Origin of the sequence: Blastococcus haudaquaticus (assembly GCF_900230285.1) — a bacterium.
GTDB classification, from domain to species: domain Bacteria; phylum Actinomycetota; class Actinomycetes; order Mycobacteriales; family Geodermatophilaceae; genus Blastococcus_B; species Blastococcus_B haudaquaticus.
This window is the reverse complement of the sequence record NZ_OCNK01000006.1, coordinates 100918-116606: the sequence shown is the minus strand read 5'-3', so window position 1 is coordinate 116606 and position 15689 is coordinate 100918. Positions and strand designations below refer to the sequence as shown.

At 72.8% G+C, this 15689-nt stretch carries 16 protein-coding genes; 11 read left to right on the top strand and 5 right to left on the bottom strand.

What is annotated here, in order from left to right; all coding sequences use genetic code 11:
* The first annotated feature begins 309 nt into the window (after nucleotides 1-309).
* The 4 genes from CRP30_RS20125 (at nucleotide 310) to CRP30_RS20110 (ending at nucleotide 2211) form a co-directional block, all read left to right on the top strand.
* On the top strand, nucleotides 310-666 hold the full coding sequence (locus CRP30_RS20125; RefSeq protein WP_097185803.1) for a hypothetical protein: 357 nt from the start codon (nucleotides 310-312) through the stop codon (nucleotides 664-666).
* Between the two features lie 89 nt (nucleotides 667-755).
* Complete coding sequence (locus CRP30_RS20120; protein ID WP_097185802.1) at nucleotides 756-956, top strand: hypothetical protein; 201 nt, start codon at nucleotides 756-758, stop codon at nucleotides 954-956.
* 23 nt (nucleotides 957-979) lie between these two features.
* The gene (locus CRP30_RS20115; RefSeq protein ID WP_097185801.1) at nucleotides 980-1420 is read left to right on the top strand and encodes a hypothetical protein; all 441 of its coding nucleotides are present in this window, start codon (nucleotides 980-982) and stop codon (nucleotides 1418-1420) included.
* Nucleotides 1408-2211 carry a DUF998 domain-containing protein gene (locus tag CRP30_RS20110; protein ID WP_097185800.1) on the top strand — a complete coding sequence of 268 codons (804 nt, stop codon included), beginning with the start codon at nucleotides 1408-1410 and terminating at the stop codon, nucleotides 2209-2211. Before CRP30_RS20115 ends, CRP30_RS20110 begins: the two co-directional genes overlap by 13 nt.
* A 14-nt stretch (nucleotides 2212-2225) precedes the next feature.
* Here the strand turns inward: CRP30_RS20110 and CRP30_RS20105 are convergent, their stop codons facing one another.
* Nucleotides 2226-3170, bottom strand: a complete 945-nt coding sequence (locus CRP30_RS20105) for a DMT family transporter (protein WP_235003578.1) — start codon at nucleotides 3168-3170, stop codon at nucleotides 2226-2228.
* A gap of 164 nt (nucleotides 3171-3334) precedes the next feature.
* Nucleotides 3335-4081 carry an SDR family oxidoreductase gene (locus tag CRP30_RS20100; protein WP_097185798.1) on the bottom strand — a complete coding sequence of 249 codons (747 nt, stop codon included), beginning with the start codon at nucleotides 4079-4081 and terminating at the stop codon, nucleotides 3335-3337.
* A gap of 79 nt (nucleotides 4082-4160) precedes the next feature.
* Between CRP30_RS20100 and CRP30_RS20095 the strand changes: the two genes are divergently transcribed.
* Both CRP30_RS20095 and CRP30_RS20090 read left to right on the top strand, forming a co-directional pair.
* Nucleotides 4161-5732 (top strand): helix-turn-helix domain-containing protein, encoded by a 1572-nt coding sequence (locus CRP30_RS20095; protein ID WP_235003577.1) that lies wholly within the window; start codon nucleotides 4161-4163, stop codon nucleotides 5730-5732.
* 107 nt (nucleotides 5733-5839) lie between these two features.
* Nucleotides 5840-6529 carry a DNA alkylation repair protein gene (locus CRP30_RS20090; RefSeq protein WP_097185865.1) on the top strand — a complete coding sequence of 230 codons (690 nt, stop codon included), beginning with the start codon at nucleotides 5840-5842 and terminating at the stop codon, nucleotides 6527-6529.
* Here CRP30_RS20090 and CRP30_RS20085 read toward each other — a convergent pair.
* Complete coding sequence (locus tag CRP30_RS20085) at nucleotides 6526-7263, bottom strand: DUF5995 family protein (protein WP_097185796.1); 738 nt, start codon at nucleotides 7261-7263, stop codon at nucleotides 6526-6528. The two genes, CRP30_RS20090 and CRP30_RS20085, sit on opposite strands and share 4 nt — an antisense overlap.
* A 64-nt stretch (nucleotides 7264-7327) precedes the next feature.
* On the bottom strand, nucleotides 7328-9178 hold the full coding sequence (locus CRP30_RS20080) for a helix-turn-helix domain-containing protein (RefSeq protein WP_235003576.1): 1851 nt from the start codon (nucleotides 9176-9178) through the stop codon (nucleotides 7328-7330).
* Between the two features lie 450 nt (nucleotides 9179-9628).
* Between CRP30_RS20080 and CRP30_RS20075 the strand changes: the two genes are divergently transcribed.
* The gene (locus CRP30_RS20075; RefSeq protein WP_235003575.1) at nucleotides 9629-10549 is read left to right on the top strand and encodes an oxamate carbamoyltransferase subunit AllH family protein; all 921 of its coding nucleotides are present in this window, start codon (nucleotides 9629-9631) and stop codon (nucleotides 10547-10549) included.
* Nucleotides 10550-10603: 54 nt separating this feature from the next.
* On the opposite strand, the gene CRP30_RS20070 is transcribed toward CRP30_RS20075, so the two are convergent.
* The gene (locus CRP30_RS20070; RefSeq protein ID WP_200814874.1) at nucleotides 10604-11752 is read right to left on the bottom strand and encodes an amidohydrolase family protein; all 1149 of its coding nucleotides are present in this window, start codon (nucleotides 11750-11752) and stop codon (nucleotides 10604-10606) included.
* 110 nt (nucleotides 11753-11862) lie between these two features.
* Between CRP30_RS20070 and CRP30_RS20065 the strand changes: the two genes are divergently transcribed.
* From CRP30_RS20065 to CRP30_RS20050, 4 genes are read left to right on the top strand one after another with little or no spacing between them, the layout of a single operon-like run.
* On the top strand, nucleotides 11863-12780 hold the full coding sequence (locus CRP30_RS20065; RefSeq protein ID WP_097185793.1) for a LysR family transcriptional regulator: 918 nt from the start codon (nucleotides 11863-11865) through the stop codon (nucleotides 12778-12780).
* 47 nt (nucleotides 12781-12827) lie between these two features.
* Nucleotides 12828-13706 (top strand): ABC transporter ATP-binding protein, encoded by an 879-nt coding sequence (locus CRP30_RS20060; RefSeq protein WP_235003574.1) that lies wholly within the window; start codon nucleotides 12828-12830, stop codon nucleotides 13704-13706.
* Entirely contained in the window at nucleotides 13703-14578 is an 876-nt protein-coding gene (locus CRP30_RS20055) for an ABC transporter permease (RefSeq protein ID WP_097185791.1), read from the top strand. Before CRP30_RS20060 ends, CRP30_RS20055 begins: the two co-directional genes overlap by 4 nt.
* A 23-nt stretch (nucleotides 14579-14601) precedes the next feature.
* The gene (locus CRP30_RS20050) at nucleotides 14602-15645 is read left to right on the top strand and encodes an ABC transporter substrate-binding protein (protein WP_097185790.1); all 1044 of its coding nucleotides are present in this window, start codon (nucleotides 14602-14604) and stop codon (nucleotides 15643-15645) included.
* Nucleotides 15646-15689: the final 44 nt, after the last annotated feature.

The following is a 15689-nucleotide window of genomic DNA, read 5'->3' as shown; positions in this document are numbered from 1 at the left end:
TTCCGAAGGAGGAGCTGACGGCCGGACCGTAAGAGCGCACAGTGACCATGAGATGACGCGCTGACGACTTCTTCGCGGTGGTAAACAGTTGAATCGTCGAGTTCCTCACCGAACGTGCTCGACGACTGTCGGACCGTTGCGACCCCACCGGGCGGTCGCCGGTGCGATACGACGGATCCCTCGGATGGGCCACTCGAGATCGGGTGGGGGTTGTCACACGCGACACCCGCCGCGTGTCGACACGACGCGCCGCATCAGACCCCGGCCCTGCATCGAACAGTTGTTCGATGCACGTGCGAGACTTCGGACATGGCCGGCGGCATGCACCGAGGACGCTCCAGGCGCTCCCTCGGGGAGCGGGCGGCCAACTCCGGGGTGCGGGTCGAGGACGCCGCCCCGACCGTGCGCGAGGGCCCGCCGGCCGAGGGACGGCTGTCGACGGAGGACCGGACGGCCGGCTATGCCGCCGCCGGGGACGGCGGAGAGGGCCGGCACTGCTGGGTGCGGGATCCACCCGAGTTCCCCGGCACCTGGCCCGGTCTGCTGGTGGAGTGGCGGCAGCGCGGCGGCGGCTGGCAGGGCAGGGTCGCCTACACCGTCACCGGACCGCACGGGCCCGCGCTGGTCGAGGCGTGGTTGCCCGCCGCGCGCCTCGAGCCGCGGTGAGCCGGGTCGCGGTTAGCCGATCCCGGTGACGGCTATGGGTCCGGCGCGACCGACCACTCCTGAGGACGACCCCAGAGGAAAGAGCGACGATGACCGGCCCGCACGACACCCCGAACCTCGACGACGTCATCCAGCCCGAGGAGAACGTGACCCGGGACCGCACCCAGCACGCGAAGGACCCGCACCCCGGCGACGAGGTGCTCGAGCACCGCACCGAGTTGGAGCGCCAGGCCGTCGGCTCGGACGACGCCGACCCCGCCGGTGCCGAGCGCCACTCCGCGACCGACTGAACGTCCGGCCGCCGGCAGGTGGCGTGCGCCGGCTGTCCCCCGGCGACGTCGCCTGCTGGGTGCTCAAGACCACCCGCCCGCCGTCGGCGATCGACCCCGGCTGGACGGCGACGGCGGCGCGGGACCTGGACCGGTGCGTGCGCCGCTCCTACCGGCTGGCGCTGATGGCGCCGGGGCAGCCCTGTCTGCTCTGGTTGAGCGGTCGCGACCGCCCCGGCGTCCACGCGCTCGGCGAGGTGGCCGGTGACGTCGAGGAACGCGCCGACGGCCCCGTGGTGCCGGTCCGGCTGACGCTGCTCGACGTCCCGGTCCCGCGGGTCGAGCTGCTCGCCGACCCCCGCATGCGGGACGCCGAGGTGCTGCGGATGCCCGCCGGCAGCAATCCGTCCTGGCTGTCGGCGCAGGAGTACGCGGCCGTGCTGGACCGAGCCGGGCAGCCGGGCCTGGGACGATGGGCGCCGTGAACCCGAACCGCCGCGGCTGGGGCGCGCTGGCCTGGCTGCTCACCCTCCAGTTCTTCGTGGTCGAGACCGTCGCGGAGGTTCGCTTCGACGGTTCCTACTCGCGGGTGGACGACGTCATCAGCGCGCTGGGTGCGTCGGATTCGGCGGCGCGGCAGCTGATGAACGCGTCCTTCGTCGTCCAGGCGGCGCTGATCCTCGCCGGTGCCGTCCTGCTGCGCCCCACGCTGCTCCGCAGCGCCGGGCGGGTCGCTCCTGCCCTGCTCGGGGCGGCGGGCGTGGGGGTCCTGCTGGTCGGGGTCTTCCCGACCGACGGCAACTCGACCATGCACGCGATCGGCGCCGTCCTGTACCTCGTGGGCGGCGGGCTGGGACTCATCGCCCTCGCCTACGCCGTGCGCCCCCGGTCGGAGGCCCTGGGGACGACGCTGGCGCTGCTCGGGCTGGTCGCGACGGCGGCGACGGCCTTCTTCGTGTTCGGCGTGACCGGCTACCTCGGAGAGGGTGGGACGGAGCGAGTGGCGGCCTATCCGCTGCCCCTGGGGCTCGCGCTCACCGGGGTGGCGCTGTGGCGCCTGGGCGGGCCCGCCGGCGTCGGACGCCAGGAGGAGCGCGACCGTGCCCGGGCCGAGCGCGAGGAGCGGGCCCGTGCGCGCGACGCCGCCCTGGAGGCACGGGCGCGGCGCGTCGATCCCGGGACCGCCCCGGACGCGAATAGTGCCGACGACGCCGACGACGCCGACGAGCTGGACACCGAGGACCCCTGGGCCAGCCCTGGGCGGCGCCGGGACTGACGCCTGCCCCCGGCTCAGGTCGTGGCGCCGGCTTCCTGAGCGGCCGGTACCGGCGGCCTGGGCCGGCCCCGGCGACGGGACAGGGCGACACCGGCGAGACACACGGCGCCGCCGACGATCGCCAGCGTCGGCGGCACCTCGTCCAGCAGCACCCAGCCGAGCAGGATGACCAGCGGCGGCACGACGTAGGTGGTGACGCCGAGCCGTCCGGCGTCCATCCGTCGCAGCGCGTAGGCCCAGGTGCTGAACGCCAGGGCGGTGGGGACCACACCCAGGTAGACCATGCCGATGACCGACCCGGCGGGAGCCGCACGGAGGTCGTCGACCAGGGCGCCGGCCCACGGGAGGCAGCACACCGCGCCGGTCGCGCAGGCCATGAAGGTCACCTGCAGGCCGGGCAGCCGGCGCAGCAGCGGCTTCTGCGCGACCACACCGGCGGCATAGGTGACGGCGGCGACGACGCAGAGCACCACCCCCACGACGTCGGTGTCGGCGCTGCGGGTGGCCAGCCCGATGAGGATCACGCCCGCGAAGGCCACGGTGATGCCCACGACGAGCCAGCGCGGGAATCCCTCCCCCAGGAGCAGTCCGGCGAAGACGGCGATCAGGATCGGGCCGATGTTGACCAGCATCGCGGTGGTGCCGGCGTCGAGGTGCTGCTCCGCGGCGTTGAGCGCCACGTTGTAGATGCCGAACCAGCCGATGCCACAGACGGCCAGCAGGCCCCACTCCCGACCCTGGGGCCGCACCCAGCCGCGGCCCAGCATGAGCAGCCCGAGGACCGCCGTGCCGACGAGCAGCCGGCCGAGTGCGAGCGCTCCCGGCGAGAGGTCCTCCCCCACCCCCCGGATGGCCACGAAGGCCGACGCCCAGGCGAGCACGGTCACCACGACGGCGGCGATCGTCCTGCCGTCGGGCGACGTGCCGGGGCGGGCGAGGACGGGGGTCTGGATGCTCACGGAGGGACAGTAGGCGCGCGTTCCGACGCCGTCCGGCGGATATCGGACGTCGCTGCCGGACCGGCTGATGTGCCACGGCATCTGGCAGGAATGCGCCCGTCCCGCCTGCCCCGTGGAGCCCGGTCCCGGTGCCCGGTGCTGGAGGTGCTCAGTGCTGGAGGTGCTCAGTGCTGGAGGTGCTCGGCGTAGGTCCGCCGCCCTTTCTCACCACCAGCGGGTACCGCCGCACCGTCGCGGAAGGCGGACCCCAGCTTGCCGGGCACGGGCGTCGCGACGACGTGCGCGCCCGGCGCACGGGCCGCCGCCCACGCGCGGGCGAGGTCGGCCACGGCGAGCTCCTCGGGGCCTCCGTACTCGACCACGCCACCCGTTGCCGGCCGGCCCACGACGTCCACGACGTGCTGCGCGACGTCCCCCACGTCGACCGGCTGCACCCGCCACCCCATCGGCACGGGGAGCACGGGTCCCTTGCGCGCGCTGTCGAGCAGGAAGTCGACGAAGTCGTGGAACTGGGTGACCCGCAGCAGCGTGACCGGCAGCCCGGACGCCAGCAGCACCTGCTCCGCGGCGAACTTCGCGCGGTAGTAGCCGTACGGGATGCGGTCGACCCCGACGATCGAGACGTACACGAGGTGGCGCAGGCGGTCCCGGTCCACCGCCTCCACCAGGCGGCGCGTGCCCGCGACGTCGACCTGCCACGGATCGCCCTGGGGGTCGCTGGCGGCGTGCACGACCAGCTCGGCCCCCGCCAGCGCAGCCCGCAGATCGAAGCCGGAGGACAGGTCGCCGCGGACGCCACCCGGGCCGGTTCCCCGTCGCGACATCTGCTTCACGCCGTGCCCGGCCTCTCGCAGCGGCCCGACCAGCCGCTGTCCGAGCCGCCCCGTACCTCCGGTCACCAGAACGTCCATGGCCGCAGTCTGGCGCGTTCGCCGTCCCCTGCGGGTCGCAACCCGGCGCTATCTCACAAGAGAGATAACGTGTGCGGCCGTGACGCTCACCGACACCCCCACCGACACCGCTGACGGACGGGCGCGCGAGTCCAGCGCCATGCGGCGGATCGGTTCCCTGGTCCGCGACGCCCGCCGCCACCGTGGCCTGACGCAGCAGCAGCTCGCCGAGCGCCTGGGCACCAGCCAGAGCGCCATCGCGCGGATCGAGCAGGGCAACCAGAACCTCACGCTCGAACTGCTGGGGCGGCTGTCGGCGGCCCTGGAGAGCGAGTTGATCAGCCTCGGTCCCACCGGGCCCACGCACCTGCGTGTCGCGGGCGGCCACCCGCTGCAGGGCAGCGTGACGGTAAAGTCCTCGAAGAACGCCGCCGTCGCCCTGCTCTGCGCGGCGCTGCTCAACCGCGGCCGGACGACTCTGCGCAACGTGGCCCGCATCGTCGAGGTGGAGCGCATCCTCGACGTCCTCCGCTCCATCGGCGTCTCCGCCGTCTGGGACGAGTCGGGGCACGACCTCACCCTCGTCGTCCCGGACGAGCTGGACCTGGCCGCGATCGACGCGGACGCCGCACGGCGGACGCGCAGCATCATCATGTTCCTGGGCCCCCTGCTGCACCGCGCGCAGACCTTCGAGCTGCCCTATGCCGGCGGCTGCGACCTCGGCACGCGCACCGTCCAGCCGCACATGATCGCGCTCCGCCCCTTCGGCCTGGAGGTCGAGGCCAGGGCCGGTGAGTACCACGCGACCGTGCAGCACGCCGGTGCGCCGGCCCGCGCCATCGTGCTCACCGAACGCGGGGACACGGTGACCGAGAACGCGCTGCTGGCCGCCGCGCGCACCGACGGCACCACGGTCATCCGCAACGCCAGCTCCAACTACATGGTCCAGGACCTCTGCCTGTACCTGGAGCTGCTGGGCGTCGGCATCGAGGGCCTCGGGACGACGACGCTCGTCGTCCACGGACGGCCGGTGCTCGACGCCGACGTCGACTACACGATCAGCGAGGACCCGGTCGAGGCGATGAGCCTGCTGACCGCCGGCATCGTCACGAAGTCGGAATTGACCGTGCAGCGGGCGCCGATCGACTTCCTGGAGATCGAGCTGGCGGTCCTGGCCGAGATGGGGCTGCGGTACGACCTCTCCCCCGAGTACCTCGCCGACAACGGGCACACCCGGCTGGCCGACATCACCATCCGGCCCTCGGAGCTGCACGCCCCCATCGACAAGATCCACCCGATGCCGTTCCCGGGCCTCAACATCGACAACCTGCCCTTCTTCGCCGTCATCGCCGCGCAGGCGAGTGGATCGACGCTGATCCACGACTGGGTCTACGACAACCGGGCGATCCACCTGTCCGACCTGACCCGCCTCGGCGCCGACGTGCGGCTCATGGACCCGCACCGCGTGCTCGTGAACGGCCCCACCCGGTGGTCCAGCGCGGAGGTCGTCTGCCCGCCGGCGCTGCGCCCGGCGGTGGTCATCCTGCTGGCGATGCTGGCGGCCAAGGGGACCTCGGTCCTGCGCAACGTCGACATCATCGCCCGCGGCTACGAGCACCTGTACGAGCGCCTGGTCGAGATGGGCGCGCACATCGAGGTCTTCCACGACTGAGTAAGGACCCCAGGAAGGACCCCGTCCTCCCCGCCCTGGACGGGGCCTTTCGCCACTCGCAGGTTCGCGGCGAGCCTCCGGACGGGGCCATCACTACGGTGGCCGACATGACGGTGACGGAGGTGTCGGTAGCCGGGGTGATGGCCGAGCTGGCCGCGCTCGAGGACCCGAGGGCGCGGGAGGTCAACGAGCGGCACGGTGACGACCACGGGGTGAACCTGGGTCAGCTCCGCGCGCTCGCGAAGCGGCTGAAGACGCAGCAGGAGCTCGCGCGCGAGCTCTGGCGGACGGGCGACACCGCGGCGCGGCTGCTGGCGCTGCTGATCTGCCGGCCCAAGGCGTTCGAGCGCGCCGAGCTCGACGCCATGCTGCGCCAGGCGCGAACACCCAAGGTGCACGACTGGCTCGTGAACTACGTGGTGAAGAAGAACCCGCACGCCGAGGACCTGCGCGTCGCCTGGACGGCCGATCCGGATCCGGTGGTGGCGAGCGCCGGCTGGGCGCTCACCACCGAACGGGTGGCGAAGAAGCCCGAGGGGCTCGACCTCCCCGGCCTGCTCGACGTCGTCGAGGCGGAGATGAAGAACGCCCCCGACCGGCTCCAGTGGGCGATGAACCACTGCCTGGCGCAGATCGGCATCGAGCACGCCGAGCACCGCGCCCGCGCGATCGACATCGGGGAGCGCCTCCGCGTGCTCGAGGACCACCCGACGCCCCCGAACTGCACGTCCCCGTTCGCGCCGATCTGGATCAACGAGATGGTCCGCCGTCAGCAGGGCAGCCAGCAGCCGTCCTAGGCCAGCGTGACGCCGAAGCCGTGCACGGCCAGTCGCACGAGCACGGGCCCGGGCCGCAGCAGGTCGCCGACGCGCGCCGCGCTGGCCGCCTCCAGGTCGGCGAGGCGGAGGGCGTAGGCACCGGCGCCTGCGAGCCGCGCTTCGTGGAGGGCGGCGGTGTTCGCCCACACCTTGCGGCGTGACTCGCGCAGGAAGAGCCGGCTCGCCCTCCGATTGACGGGGGCGAGGAGGTGCTCCAGCCAGGTCCGTCGTCCGCCCGCCCGCTGCAGGGCGAGGTCCTCCTCCGCCACGCGGGCGGCCAGGACGTCGTCGATCCGCTCGTGGTCCCTCCGACGGCGGTCCATGAGGGACGGCGCCGCGAAGTCCTCGGGCGGGATGACGGCGATCAGCGACTGCGGGAGGTCGTAGTTGATGTGCGCATTCATCCCGAGCAGGACGTGCGCCTCGGGCGGCAGGCCCGGATCCGCGCCGAACGCCCGCCGCCAGGGCGCGGCCACCGCGTGGGGCGTCGCACGGTGGATCTCCAGGGCGTCGAGGTAGAACCCCGCGAAGTCGACGTCCCACTCCGCCACCCAGTCCGGGTCCTCGAACCGGCCGGCGGTCAGCGCAGCGCCGACCGCCCGGGTCGTGCGGAGGTATGTCCCCAGGAAGAACCGCGCCGGGTCCCCGTCGCCCGCCACCTGGTCCAGCAGCAGCTCCATCCGGGCCACCAGCGCGGCCACGCCGTCCGTCACGCCCCGGCCCCCGCGCACGGGCCCGCCGCGGGCGTGCGAGCGGTGGGGGGCAAGGGGTCCTTCGTCAGAGGAGGGCGTCGAGGCCGTCGTCCTGCGGCATCGCCATCCCGGCCTCGACGGGCGGCCGGTGCGGCTGGTCCAGCCCGCGCATCCGCGCGGCGTGCAGGGCGAGCAGGAGGTTGAGCCGGAGGGTCGGGTCGGTGGTGAAGGGGCCCAGCATCCGCTCCAGCTTGCCGATCCGGTACCGCATCGTGTTGTAGTGGAAGTGCAGGCGGCGGGCGGACTCCGCCACGTTGAGGTTCGTCTCCAGCAGGACGCGGAGCGTCTCGCGGAGGTCCGCGGAGTCAGCGTCGGCGGCGTCGGCCAGCGGGCCCAGCACCTCGTCGACGTAGGTCCGCAGCTCCGTGCTGTCCGGGATCAGCGACAGCAGGCGGAAGACGCCGAGCTGGTCGAAGTGGGTCACCGCGGAGCCGCCGTGGATCTCCTGACCGACGCCGAGCGCCCGCTGCGCCTGCCGGTGGGCCTCGGCGAGCGCGGAGAGCGAGTCAGCCGGCCGGCCGATCCCGGTCCCGAGCACGCGGCCCACCCGGCGGAGCCGGCCGTTGACGCGCGAGGACACCGCGGACACCAGGGCCGACAGCTCCTCCGCGGTCCGACCGTCCAGCGGCAGCAGGGTGACGATCTCGGTGGCCAGCCCGGCGACGGCCGCGCCGGCCACCTCCGGCTCCAGCGCGGCCCGCCATCCGTCGGCGAGCCGGTCGAGGACGTCGAGCGCCTTGGTCGGGTCGGCGGCGGCGTCCGCGACCGTCTCGGTGGCGGTCACCAGCACGGCGACGGGCCCGTCGAGGCGCCAGCCGAAGGAACGGGTGTAGGCCAGCGTGCGCTCGGTGTGGCCGACGGAACCGCCCACCAGCCGGCGCACCAGGTCGCCCTGGAAGCGGAGCTCCACGGAGTGCACCGCCTGCAGGCGGATCACCGAGAGCGCGGCGATGACGGCGGCGCGCTCGAGCACGCCTCCGGCGCCGAGCATCATCGCGCCGGTCCGGTGCACCGCGACCAGCCAGCCGTGCCGCTGCTCGCCGGCCATGATTGGCGCGACGGCGTACTCCCCCACGCCGCCCGGCAGCTCGTGGTGACCGGGGACGAGCAGGATGCCGTCGGCCGGAGACAGGTCCGCGTCGGCCAGCACGTCGGCCGGCGTCACCACGGTCTGGTCGGCGCGGACGCCGGAGAGCCGGCGCGAGGGCGTCATGGCCGCCAGCTCGTCGTCGGCGGCGGCGTCCAGGAGCCACAGCCAGTCGCTGATCTCTGCGACGTCCGCCCGCGGCCCCGCGCTGGTGACGACCTCGCGGTCCGGGCCCAGCCCGAGGACGGCGGCGCCGTCCATCATCACGGCCAGCCGGGCGGCCACCTCGGCGAGCCCGCCCCCGGTGAGCGCCACCTCCATGAACTCGTCGTCCATGCGGGAGGAGAGCGCGAGGGCCTGGCTCTGCTTGCTGACGACCGCGCCGAGGACCCGGGACACCAGGTCGTCGAGCCGGACCCCGGCCGGGAGGGCGAGCACCGGCAGACCACGTCGCTCCGCCTCCGCGAGCACCTCTCCGGGGAGCGGCGCCGGGCCCTCGGTGCGGCGGAACGCCAGCGCCGCCGTGCCCATCGAGTCCAGGCGCTCGACGAGGGCGCGGTAATTGGCGGCGTCCGCGGGGGGCAGCCGCGCACCGAGGACGACGAGCACGTCGGGACCCGCCGCGGCCAGCGGATCGGCCGGGTCGTCGACGACCATGTGGCGGACGACGCGGCCCAGGCCCGCAGCACCGGCAGCCACCGACGCGCCGGCGAGCCCCGGGAGCTGGAGGGTCTCCTCCACCGTGAGCCCCATCCGCTCCTGCCAGCTGGTGCGGTCGTCCCGCGGCACCTCGACGCGCGACTCGTCGACAGCCCAGTTACGCCGGAAAGGGATCGACCCGTCACGGTGCGTCGGGGCAACGAGTGAAGCATCACCCTGGGTCACGAAGCATCCCCCTCATGTTGCGGTCCAGGTTGCCATACCACCCGAAGCTGTCAGGAGTCCCTGGACGCCGGGGTCCATTCTTGGCGAGTTCCGCCATGAGACGGCATGCGACGCGCCGAATAGGTTCGAGACCCGGTCCACTCGTTCGCTGGATGGTAGGCCGTCGTCGCATCCCGGCGACCACCCACCCCTCCCGTCCACGGACATCCGCGGCACCGGCCAGGCGGGGGGTATGGGCGCCTCCCGTCGTCCCTGAGACGAAGGGCCGACATGCGCACCATCGACGAGACCACAGCCTCGGTAGACCGCCACGAATCGGGTGAATCGCAGCGCGGTCGCGCTGCGCGCGCCGGAGTGCCGACCATCCCCCTCCCCCGCGAGTCCGCGCAGGCGACCGCCCGCACGGCCCGTCCCTCGCGGGCGGCCACCGCCGTTCCGGCGGGCGCCAGCACCGGCATCGCCGAGTTGCTGCGCGGACCCGTCCGCCCCGCACGGGTACTGCTGAGCCTGCCGGCCGCCGTGTACCTGCACGTCTCGACCGACCGCGGCGGCGACGTCGTCGGGATCATGACCAGCGACGCCGCCCGGCTCCCGCTGGGATGCGTGCTCTTCCGGCCGAGCAACGGCCGGCCGCTGGTGGCCCTGCCCCCGGGAGCGCCGGCGGAGGTCGGCGGAGGCCGCATCGTCGTCGGCGACCTCGCCGTCAGCGCGGCCGCCTGGTGGAACCCGCGGCCGAAGCTGCCGAGCCTGCGCCCGGCGCTCCTGCCCGAGGGCGTGCGACAGCTGCGCAACGCGCTCTACGGCGAGGGCGTCCCGCACAGCGCCTTCACCCTCCCCGGCCTGCCCGTCGGGCCCGGTGGACCGCTGGCGGCGCTGCGGGGCGCCGTCCGGCGTGCGGACCTCGACGCCGCGCTGCGCACGGCCACCCGGCTGATCGGTCTGGGCCCTGGCCTGACTCCCGCCGGCGACGACGTCATGGCCGGCACCATCGCCGGGCTCGTGCTCCTCGGTCACCCGTCGGCCGAGCGGTTCGCGGCCGGGGTCTACGCGCTGGCGGCCGGGCGCACGACCGAGCTGTCGCGGGCGCTGCTCCGGCACGCCGCCTGCGGTCGCGTCAGCGCGGAGTACGCGGCGGTCCTGCACGGCCTGGTCGGCGAGCGGCCGCTCGGCCCGGCGATCGACGGCCTGCTCGCCACCGGCGCGACGAGTGGCCGCGCCATGGCGCTCGGCCTGTCGACGGCCATCGACCTGGTGGAGCGCACCACCCGGCACTGACCGCTGGGCCACGGGGCCGGCAGCGGCAGGCACCGCATCAGGGGCGAGCGACCATCAGTTCGTCGGAACGACGACACCGTCGCCCACTTGGGGCACGGGCGCCGGGAGCAGCCCGAGCGCGCTGGCATTGACCCCCAGGACTGCCTGGTCGACGGCGTCACCCAAACCAGCTGCGAGCACCCGTCCGACAGGGTCGGCCACTCCCATGTCGAAGGGGTAGTCGCTGCCCAACACGACTCGATCGGCGCCCACCGCCTGCACGAGCGCGCGCAAGGCCTCCGGCGTGTGCACCAGCGAGTCGAACCACATCCGCTTCAGGTAGCTGCTCGGGAGCTGCTCGCACCCCCGCGCCTCGGATCGGACCGTCCAGGCGTGGTCGGAGCGCCCGAGGTAGGTGGGCAGGTAGCCGCCCCCGTGGGCCGCGACGACGCGCAGTCCCGAGTGGCGGTCCAGGACTCCGGAGAAGACGAGATGGGAGAGCGCCACCGCGTTCTCCACCGGCTGCCCCACCGTGTTCGAGAGGTAGAAGCGGTCCAGCCGCTCGTCGAGCGAGCAGCCGAACGGGTGCAGGAAGACCACGACGTCGAGCTCCGCAGCCCGTGCCCAGAGCGGGTCCAGTCGTGCATCCGAGAGTTCGACCGCAGGCGTCCCGGCCGGGTGACCGGGGGCGAAGGAGGAGATCTCGATGCCGATGAGCCGCCGCTCGACGGCGTCATCGAGCGCCTCCACGCAGAGGTCGGGGTGCTGCAGCGGCACGAGGCCGAGTCCGGACAGCCGGTCGGGATGCTCCGCGACCAGCTCAGCGATGCGCTGGTTGGCCGTGGTCCACACCATGCGAGCCAGGTCACGATCGGCCCAGTAGTGGTAGTGGGACGGCGACGGACTGATCACCTGGACGTCCACACCCGCGGCGTCCATGTCCGCCATCCGTCGTGCGCCGTCGGTGAGCTGCTCCCACCGCTCGGCGATCATCGCGCCCGAGACCGACATCGACCCGGCGCCGTTGCGCCGGGCGTCGAGGGCTCGGTGCCCGGCCAGTCCCTCCGCTCCCGCGACGACGGCCTCGACTTCCGGCAGCAGGGCGTGCGCGTGCACGTCGACGACGGGACGGCGGGCGGGGGTGCCCCACGAGTCGGTCGCGGCGCCGGCGACGGCGGGGGCGACCGGCTCGCGAGAACGTCCCTCTCGGGCAGCAGGGGGCACGTCTTTCCTCCAGTAGTCGGCGACTAGGACACGGTCGACGGGCAAGTCGGTATCAGGGAAGATGCAATGGGTGATGCGTCGCATCCATCGCGTGGATAGGGTCCGCGACCGTGAACCTCGCCAACCTGGACCTCAACCTGCTGGTCGCGCTCGACGCGTTGCTGACCCAGCGGGGGGTGACCCGAGCGGCGCAACAGGTCGGACTGAGCCAACCGGCGATGTCGGCGGCGCTGGCCAGGCTGCGCCGACATTTCGGTGACGACCTGCTCGCCCGCTTCGGCAACGACTACCGCCTGACACCTCTGGCCGACCGGCTCAAGGAGCCGGTGCGCGTCACCCTCGAGGGCGCCGAGCGCGTCTTCGGCGCCCAGTCGGAGTTCGCCCCGGCCGCTTCCACCCGCGAGTACAGCGTGCTGATGAGCGACTACAGCAGCGCCGTCCTCGGCGGGCGGCTGATCCAGCTGCTGAGCGAGCAGGCCCCGTCGGCTCGGCTCCGCCTCGCCCACAACGCCCCGCACATGGTGGATCGGGCCGAGCAGGCCCTGCTGACGGCTGACCTCATGGTCCTGCCGCACGGCTTCATCTCGGGGCTCCCGCACACGGACCTGTACCGCGACTCGTGGACCTGCCTGGTGTCGGCCGACAACGAGGACGTGGGCGACCACCTCACGGTCGAGCAGGTGGCCTCCCTGTCCTGGGTGGCGGCCTACTACGGCCCCACGGCCTCGACGGCGATCGCCCAGCGGATGCGCATGCAGGGTGTCGAGCTGAATGTCCAGGTGGTGACCGAGAGCTTCTACACCGTGCCGGCGCTGGTCACCGGCAGCGGCCGGATCGCCCTGATCCAGGAGCGGCTCGCGGCCCTGCTCCCCCGTGATGCCGGGGTCCGTACCGTCACGTGCCCGCTGGACCTCGAACCACTCGTCGCTGCGATGTGGTGGCACCCCATGTACGACCGGGACCCGGAGCACGTCTTCCTGCGCGGTCTCGTGCTTCGTGCGGCACACGAGGCCGCCGGCGACGACTGACCGTCGACGGCGCCGACCCCGCACGGCGTCGTCCATCCACCAAGCGGATGCGCGATATCACAAAATCTGTCTTCCCGATGCCGGTGGCGTACGTCACCGTCTCGGGACAGACAATCGAAGGAGGATCCCGCGTGGACGACCGGCAGCTCGCCCGACCATGGTCGGTGACCGCCGACGGTGTCTCGAAGGTCTTCGACAGCGGCACGGTCGCCGTCGAGGACTTCGACCTCCGCGTGCGTCCGGGCGAGTTCATCGCGCTGGTCGGACCGAGCGGATGCGGGAAGTCCACCTTCCTGCGGATGGTGGCGGGCCTGCTGCCGCGCGACGCCGGTGAGCTGCGGGTCCACGGCGACGAGGTGACGTCGCCTCGGCAGGACGTCGGGATGATGTTCCAGAAGCCGGCGCTGCTGCCGTGGCGGACGGCGCTGGAAAACGTGCTGCTGCCGACCGAAGTAGGCCCGAACCGACGCGGGACGGGCGAGGCGCAGGCGCGCGAATGGCTGGAGCTCGTCGGCCTGCGGGGGTTTGAGCACTCCTACCCGAGGCAGCTCTCCGGCGGCATGCAGCAGCGCGTCGCCCTGGCGCGCCTGCTGCTCATCGGTGCCGACGTCCTTCTGCTCGACGAGCCGTTCGGTGCCGTTGACGAGCTGACCAGGGAGCGCCTGAACCTGGAGCTGCTGGCAGTCCACGAGCGCTTGGAACCCACCGTCCTGCTGGTCACCCACAATCTGGCCGAGGCGGTCCTGTTGGCAGATCGGGTGATCGTGATGTCACCTCGCCCGGGACGGCTGGCGGGTGTCCTCGACATCCCCCTCGAACGTCCCCGTTCGCTGGCGATGCTCGGGTCGATCGACTACGTGCAGCTGCTCGGCCGCGCTCGGGCCACGCTCGACGCAGCCGCGGCCGGGCAGGAGGTCACGGCGTGACCGGCTCCCCCTCCCGCACCGCTCGCATCGCGGCCCCGCTCGGGTTCCTCGTCGTCCTCGTCGTCCTGTGTGAGGTGGCCCTCGCCGCCGGCTGGGTGAGCTCCTTCGTGCTGCCCGCCCCCAGCGCCATCGCCGAGGCCTTCGTCGATCTGGTCTCGTCGGGTCTCCTGTGGGTGCACCTGAAGGCGACCGTGATCGAGACCCTGGCGGGATTCGCGATTGGGGCGGCTCTGGGGGCGATCACCGCGGCCGCCTGCAGCCTTTCCCCCTTCCTCCGCAGCATGCTCTACCCGTACGTCATCAGCCTGCAGGTGACCCCGCTGATCGCCATCGCGCCGATCCTCATCGCCTGGCTGGGCTTCGGCTACGGCTCGAAGATCGCGATCGCTGCCCTCATCTGCTTCTTCCCGGTCTTCGTCAACACGCTGGCCGGCCTGCTCGTGGTGGATCCGGACGCACGGGAGATGTTCCGCTCCCTCGGAGCGAGTCGTCGCGAGACGTTCACCAAGCTCATGCTCCCGAGCGCCCTGCCCGTCGTGATGGCCGGCCTGAAGACCGCGATGACGCTGGCCCTGATCGGGGCGGTCGTCGGCGAGTTCATCTCGGCGCAGAACGGTTTGGGGCTCCTCGTGCAGCGCTTCAGCTACCAGTTGGCCACCGCGGACGCCTTCGCCGTCGTCCTCGTCCTGACCCTCCTGGGCTTGCTCTTCTACGGCGCCATGGAGCTCCTGGACCGGGTCCTCGTGTTCTGGAACCACGAGGACCGGCTCAACGCGCGCAGCCGGGCGAGGGCTGGCCGCGACGGCACCGGGACGTCGTCGTCAACCCCTCAGCACGCCGGCACGGTCACGACCGGATCCCACCCCCACTGACCCGAGCACCGAGAGGACATCGCATGCGTACACGCACGAACAGGGCGCTCGCCGCCGTTGGCACGTCCGTGCTCCTGACCGCCGTCGCGGCGTGCGGCGGCGGCGACGACGGAGACGCCTCGGCGGACTCCGGGCTCACCACCCTCGTCTACGCCCAGCCGACCCCTGAGTCGATGGCGTTCTACGCCTACGTCGTCGCCGACGAGCTGGGTTTCTTCGAGGAGGAGGGGCTGGCCGTCGAGCTGGCCCCGTCGAGCGAGGACGTGCCGACGTCCACCCTGGTGGTGAGCGGCAACGCCGACATCGGCATCGCCGGTGGTGCCGAGGTGCTCTTCGCCGCGGCCACCGGTCGCGAGATCGCCGCGGTCTACGACGTCCTGACCGCCAGCGCCGAGGGACTGGTCGTGCCGGGCGACAGCGACGTCCAGTCGGTCGCGGACCTCGACGGCGCCACGATCGGCATGGCCTCCGACGAGGAGCGCCCGCTGGTCGGGACCGCCCTGGAAGCCGAGGGACTTTCCCTCGACGACGTCGAACTGGTCGTGGTCGGCACTAGCGGTCCGACACTCGCCAACGAGCTCCAGTCGGGGAACCTGGATGCCTTCGCCGGCTCGCTGCTGGACTTCTCGGCGATGCAGGCGGCCGGTATTGAGACCCGCAACATCACGCCGGACGCCCTCGACGAGAGCCCGACCCAGGTCATGGTGGTCTCGCGGGAGAAGCTCGAGTCTGATCGGGAGGCGATCGAGGGCTTCCTCCGGGCCTACGCCAAGGCCACCCATCTGGGGCTGGAGGACCCTGACCGGGTCGAGGAGATCCTGCGCGAACGGGTTCCGGACGAGTGGCAGGACGAGGCCTTCGGCGAGGCCCTCTTCAGCGCCGGGCTCGACCTCTGGCACCCGGTCGGCGATCAGTACGGCGAGCTCCGGCCCGATGCCTGGTCGTCGTTGCAGGACCAGCTCATCGCCTTCGGCGAGCTCGACGAACCGGTGGACATCGACGGCATCATCGACGACAGCCTGCTCGAGGCGGCCAACGACTGGGATCGCGACTCCGTCGGTAACTGATCGTCCGCACGCATCGGCCCCTCCCGACACCAGCCGGGAGGGGC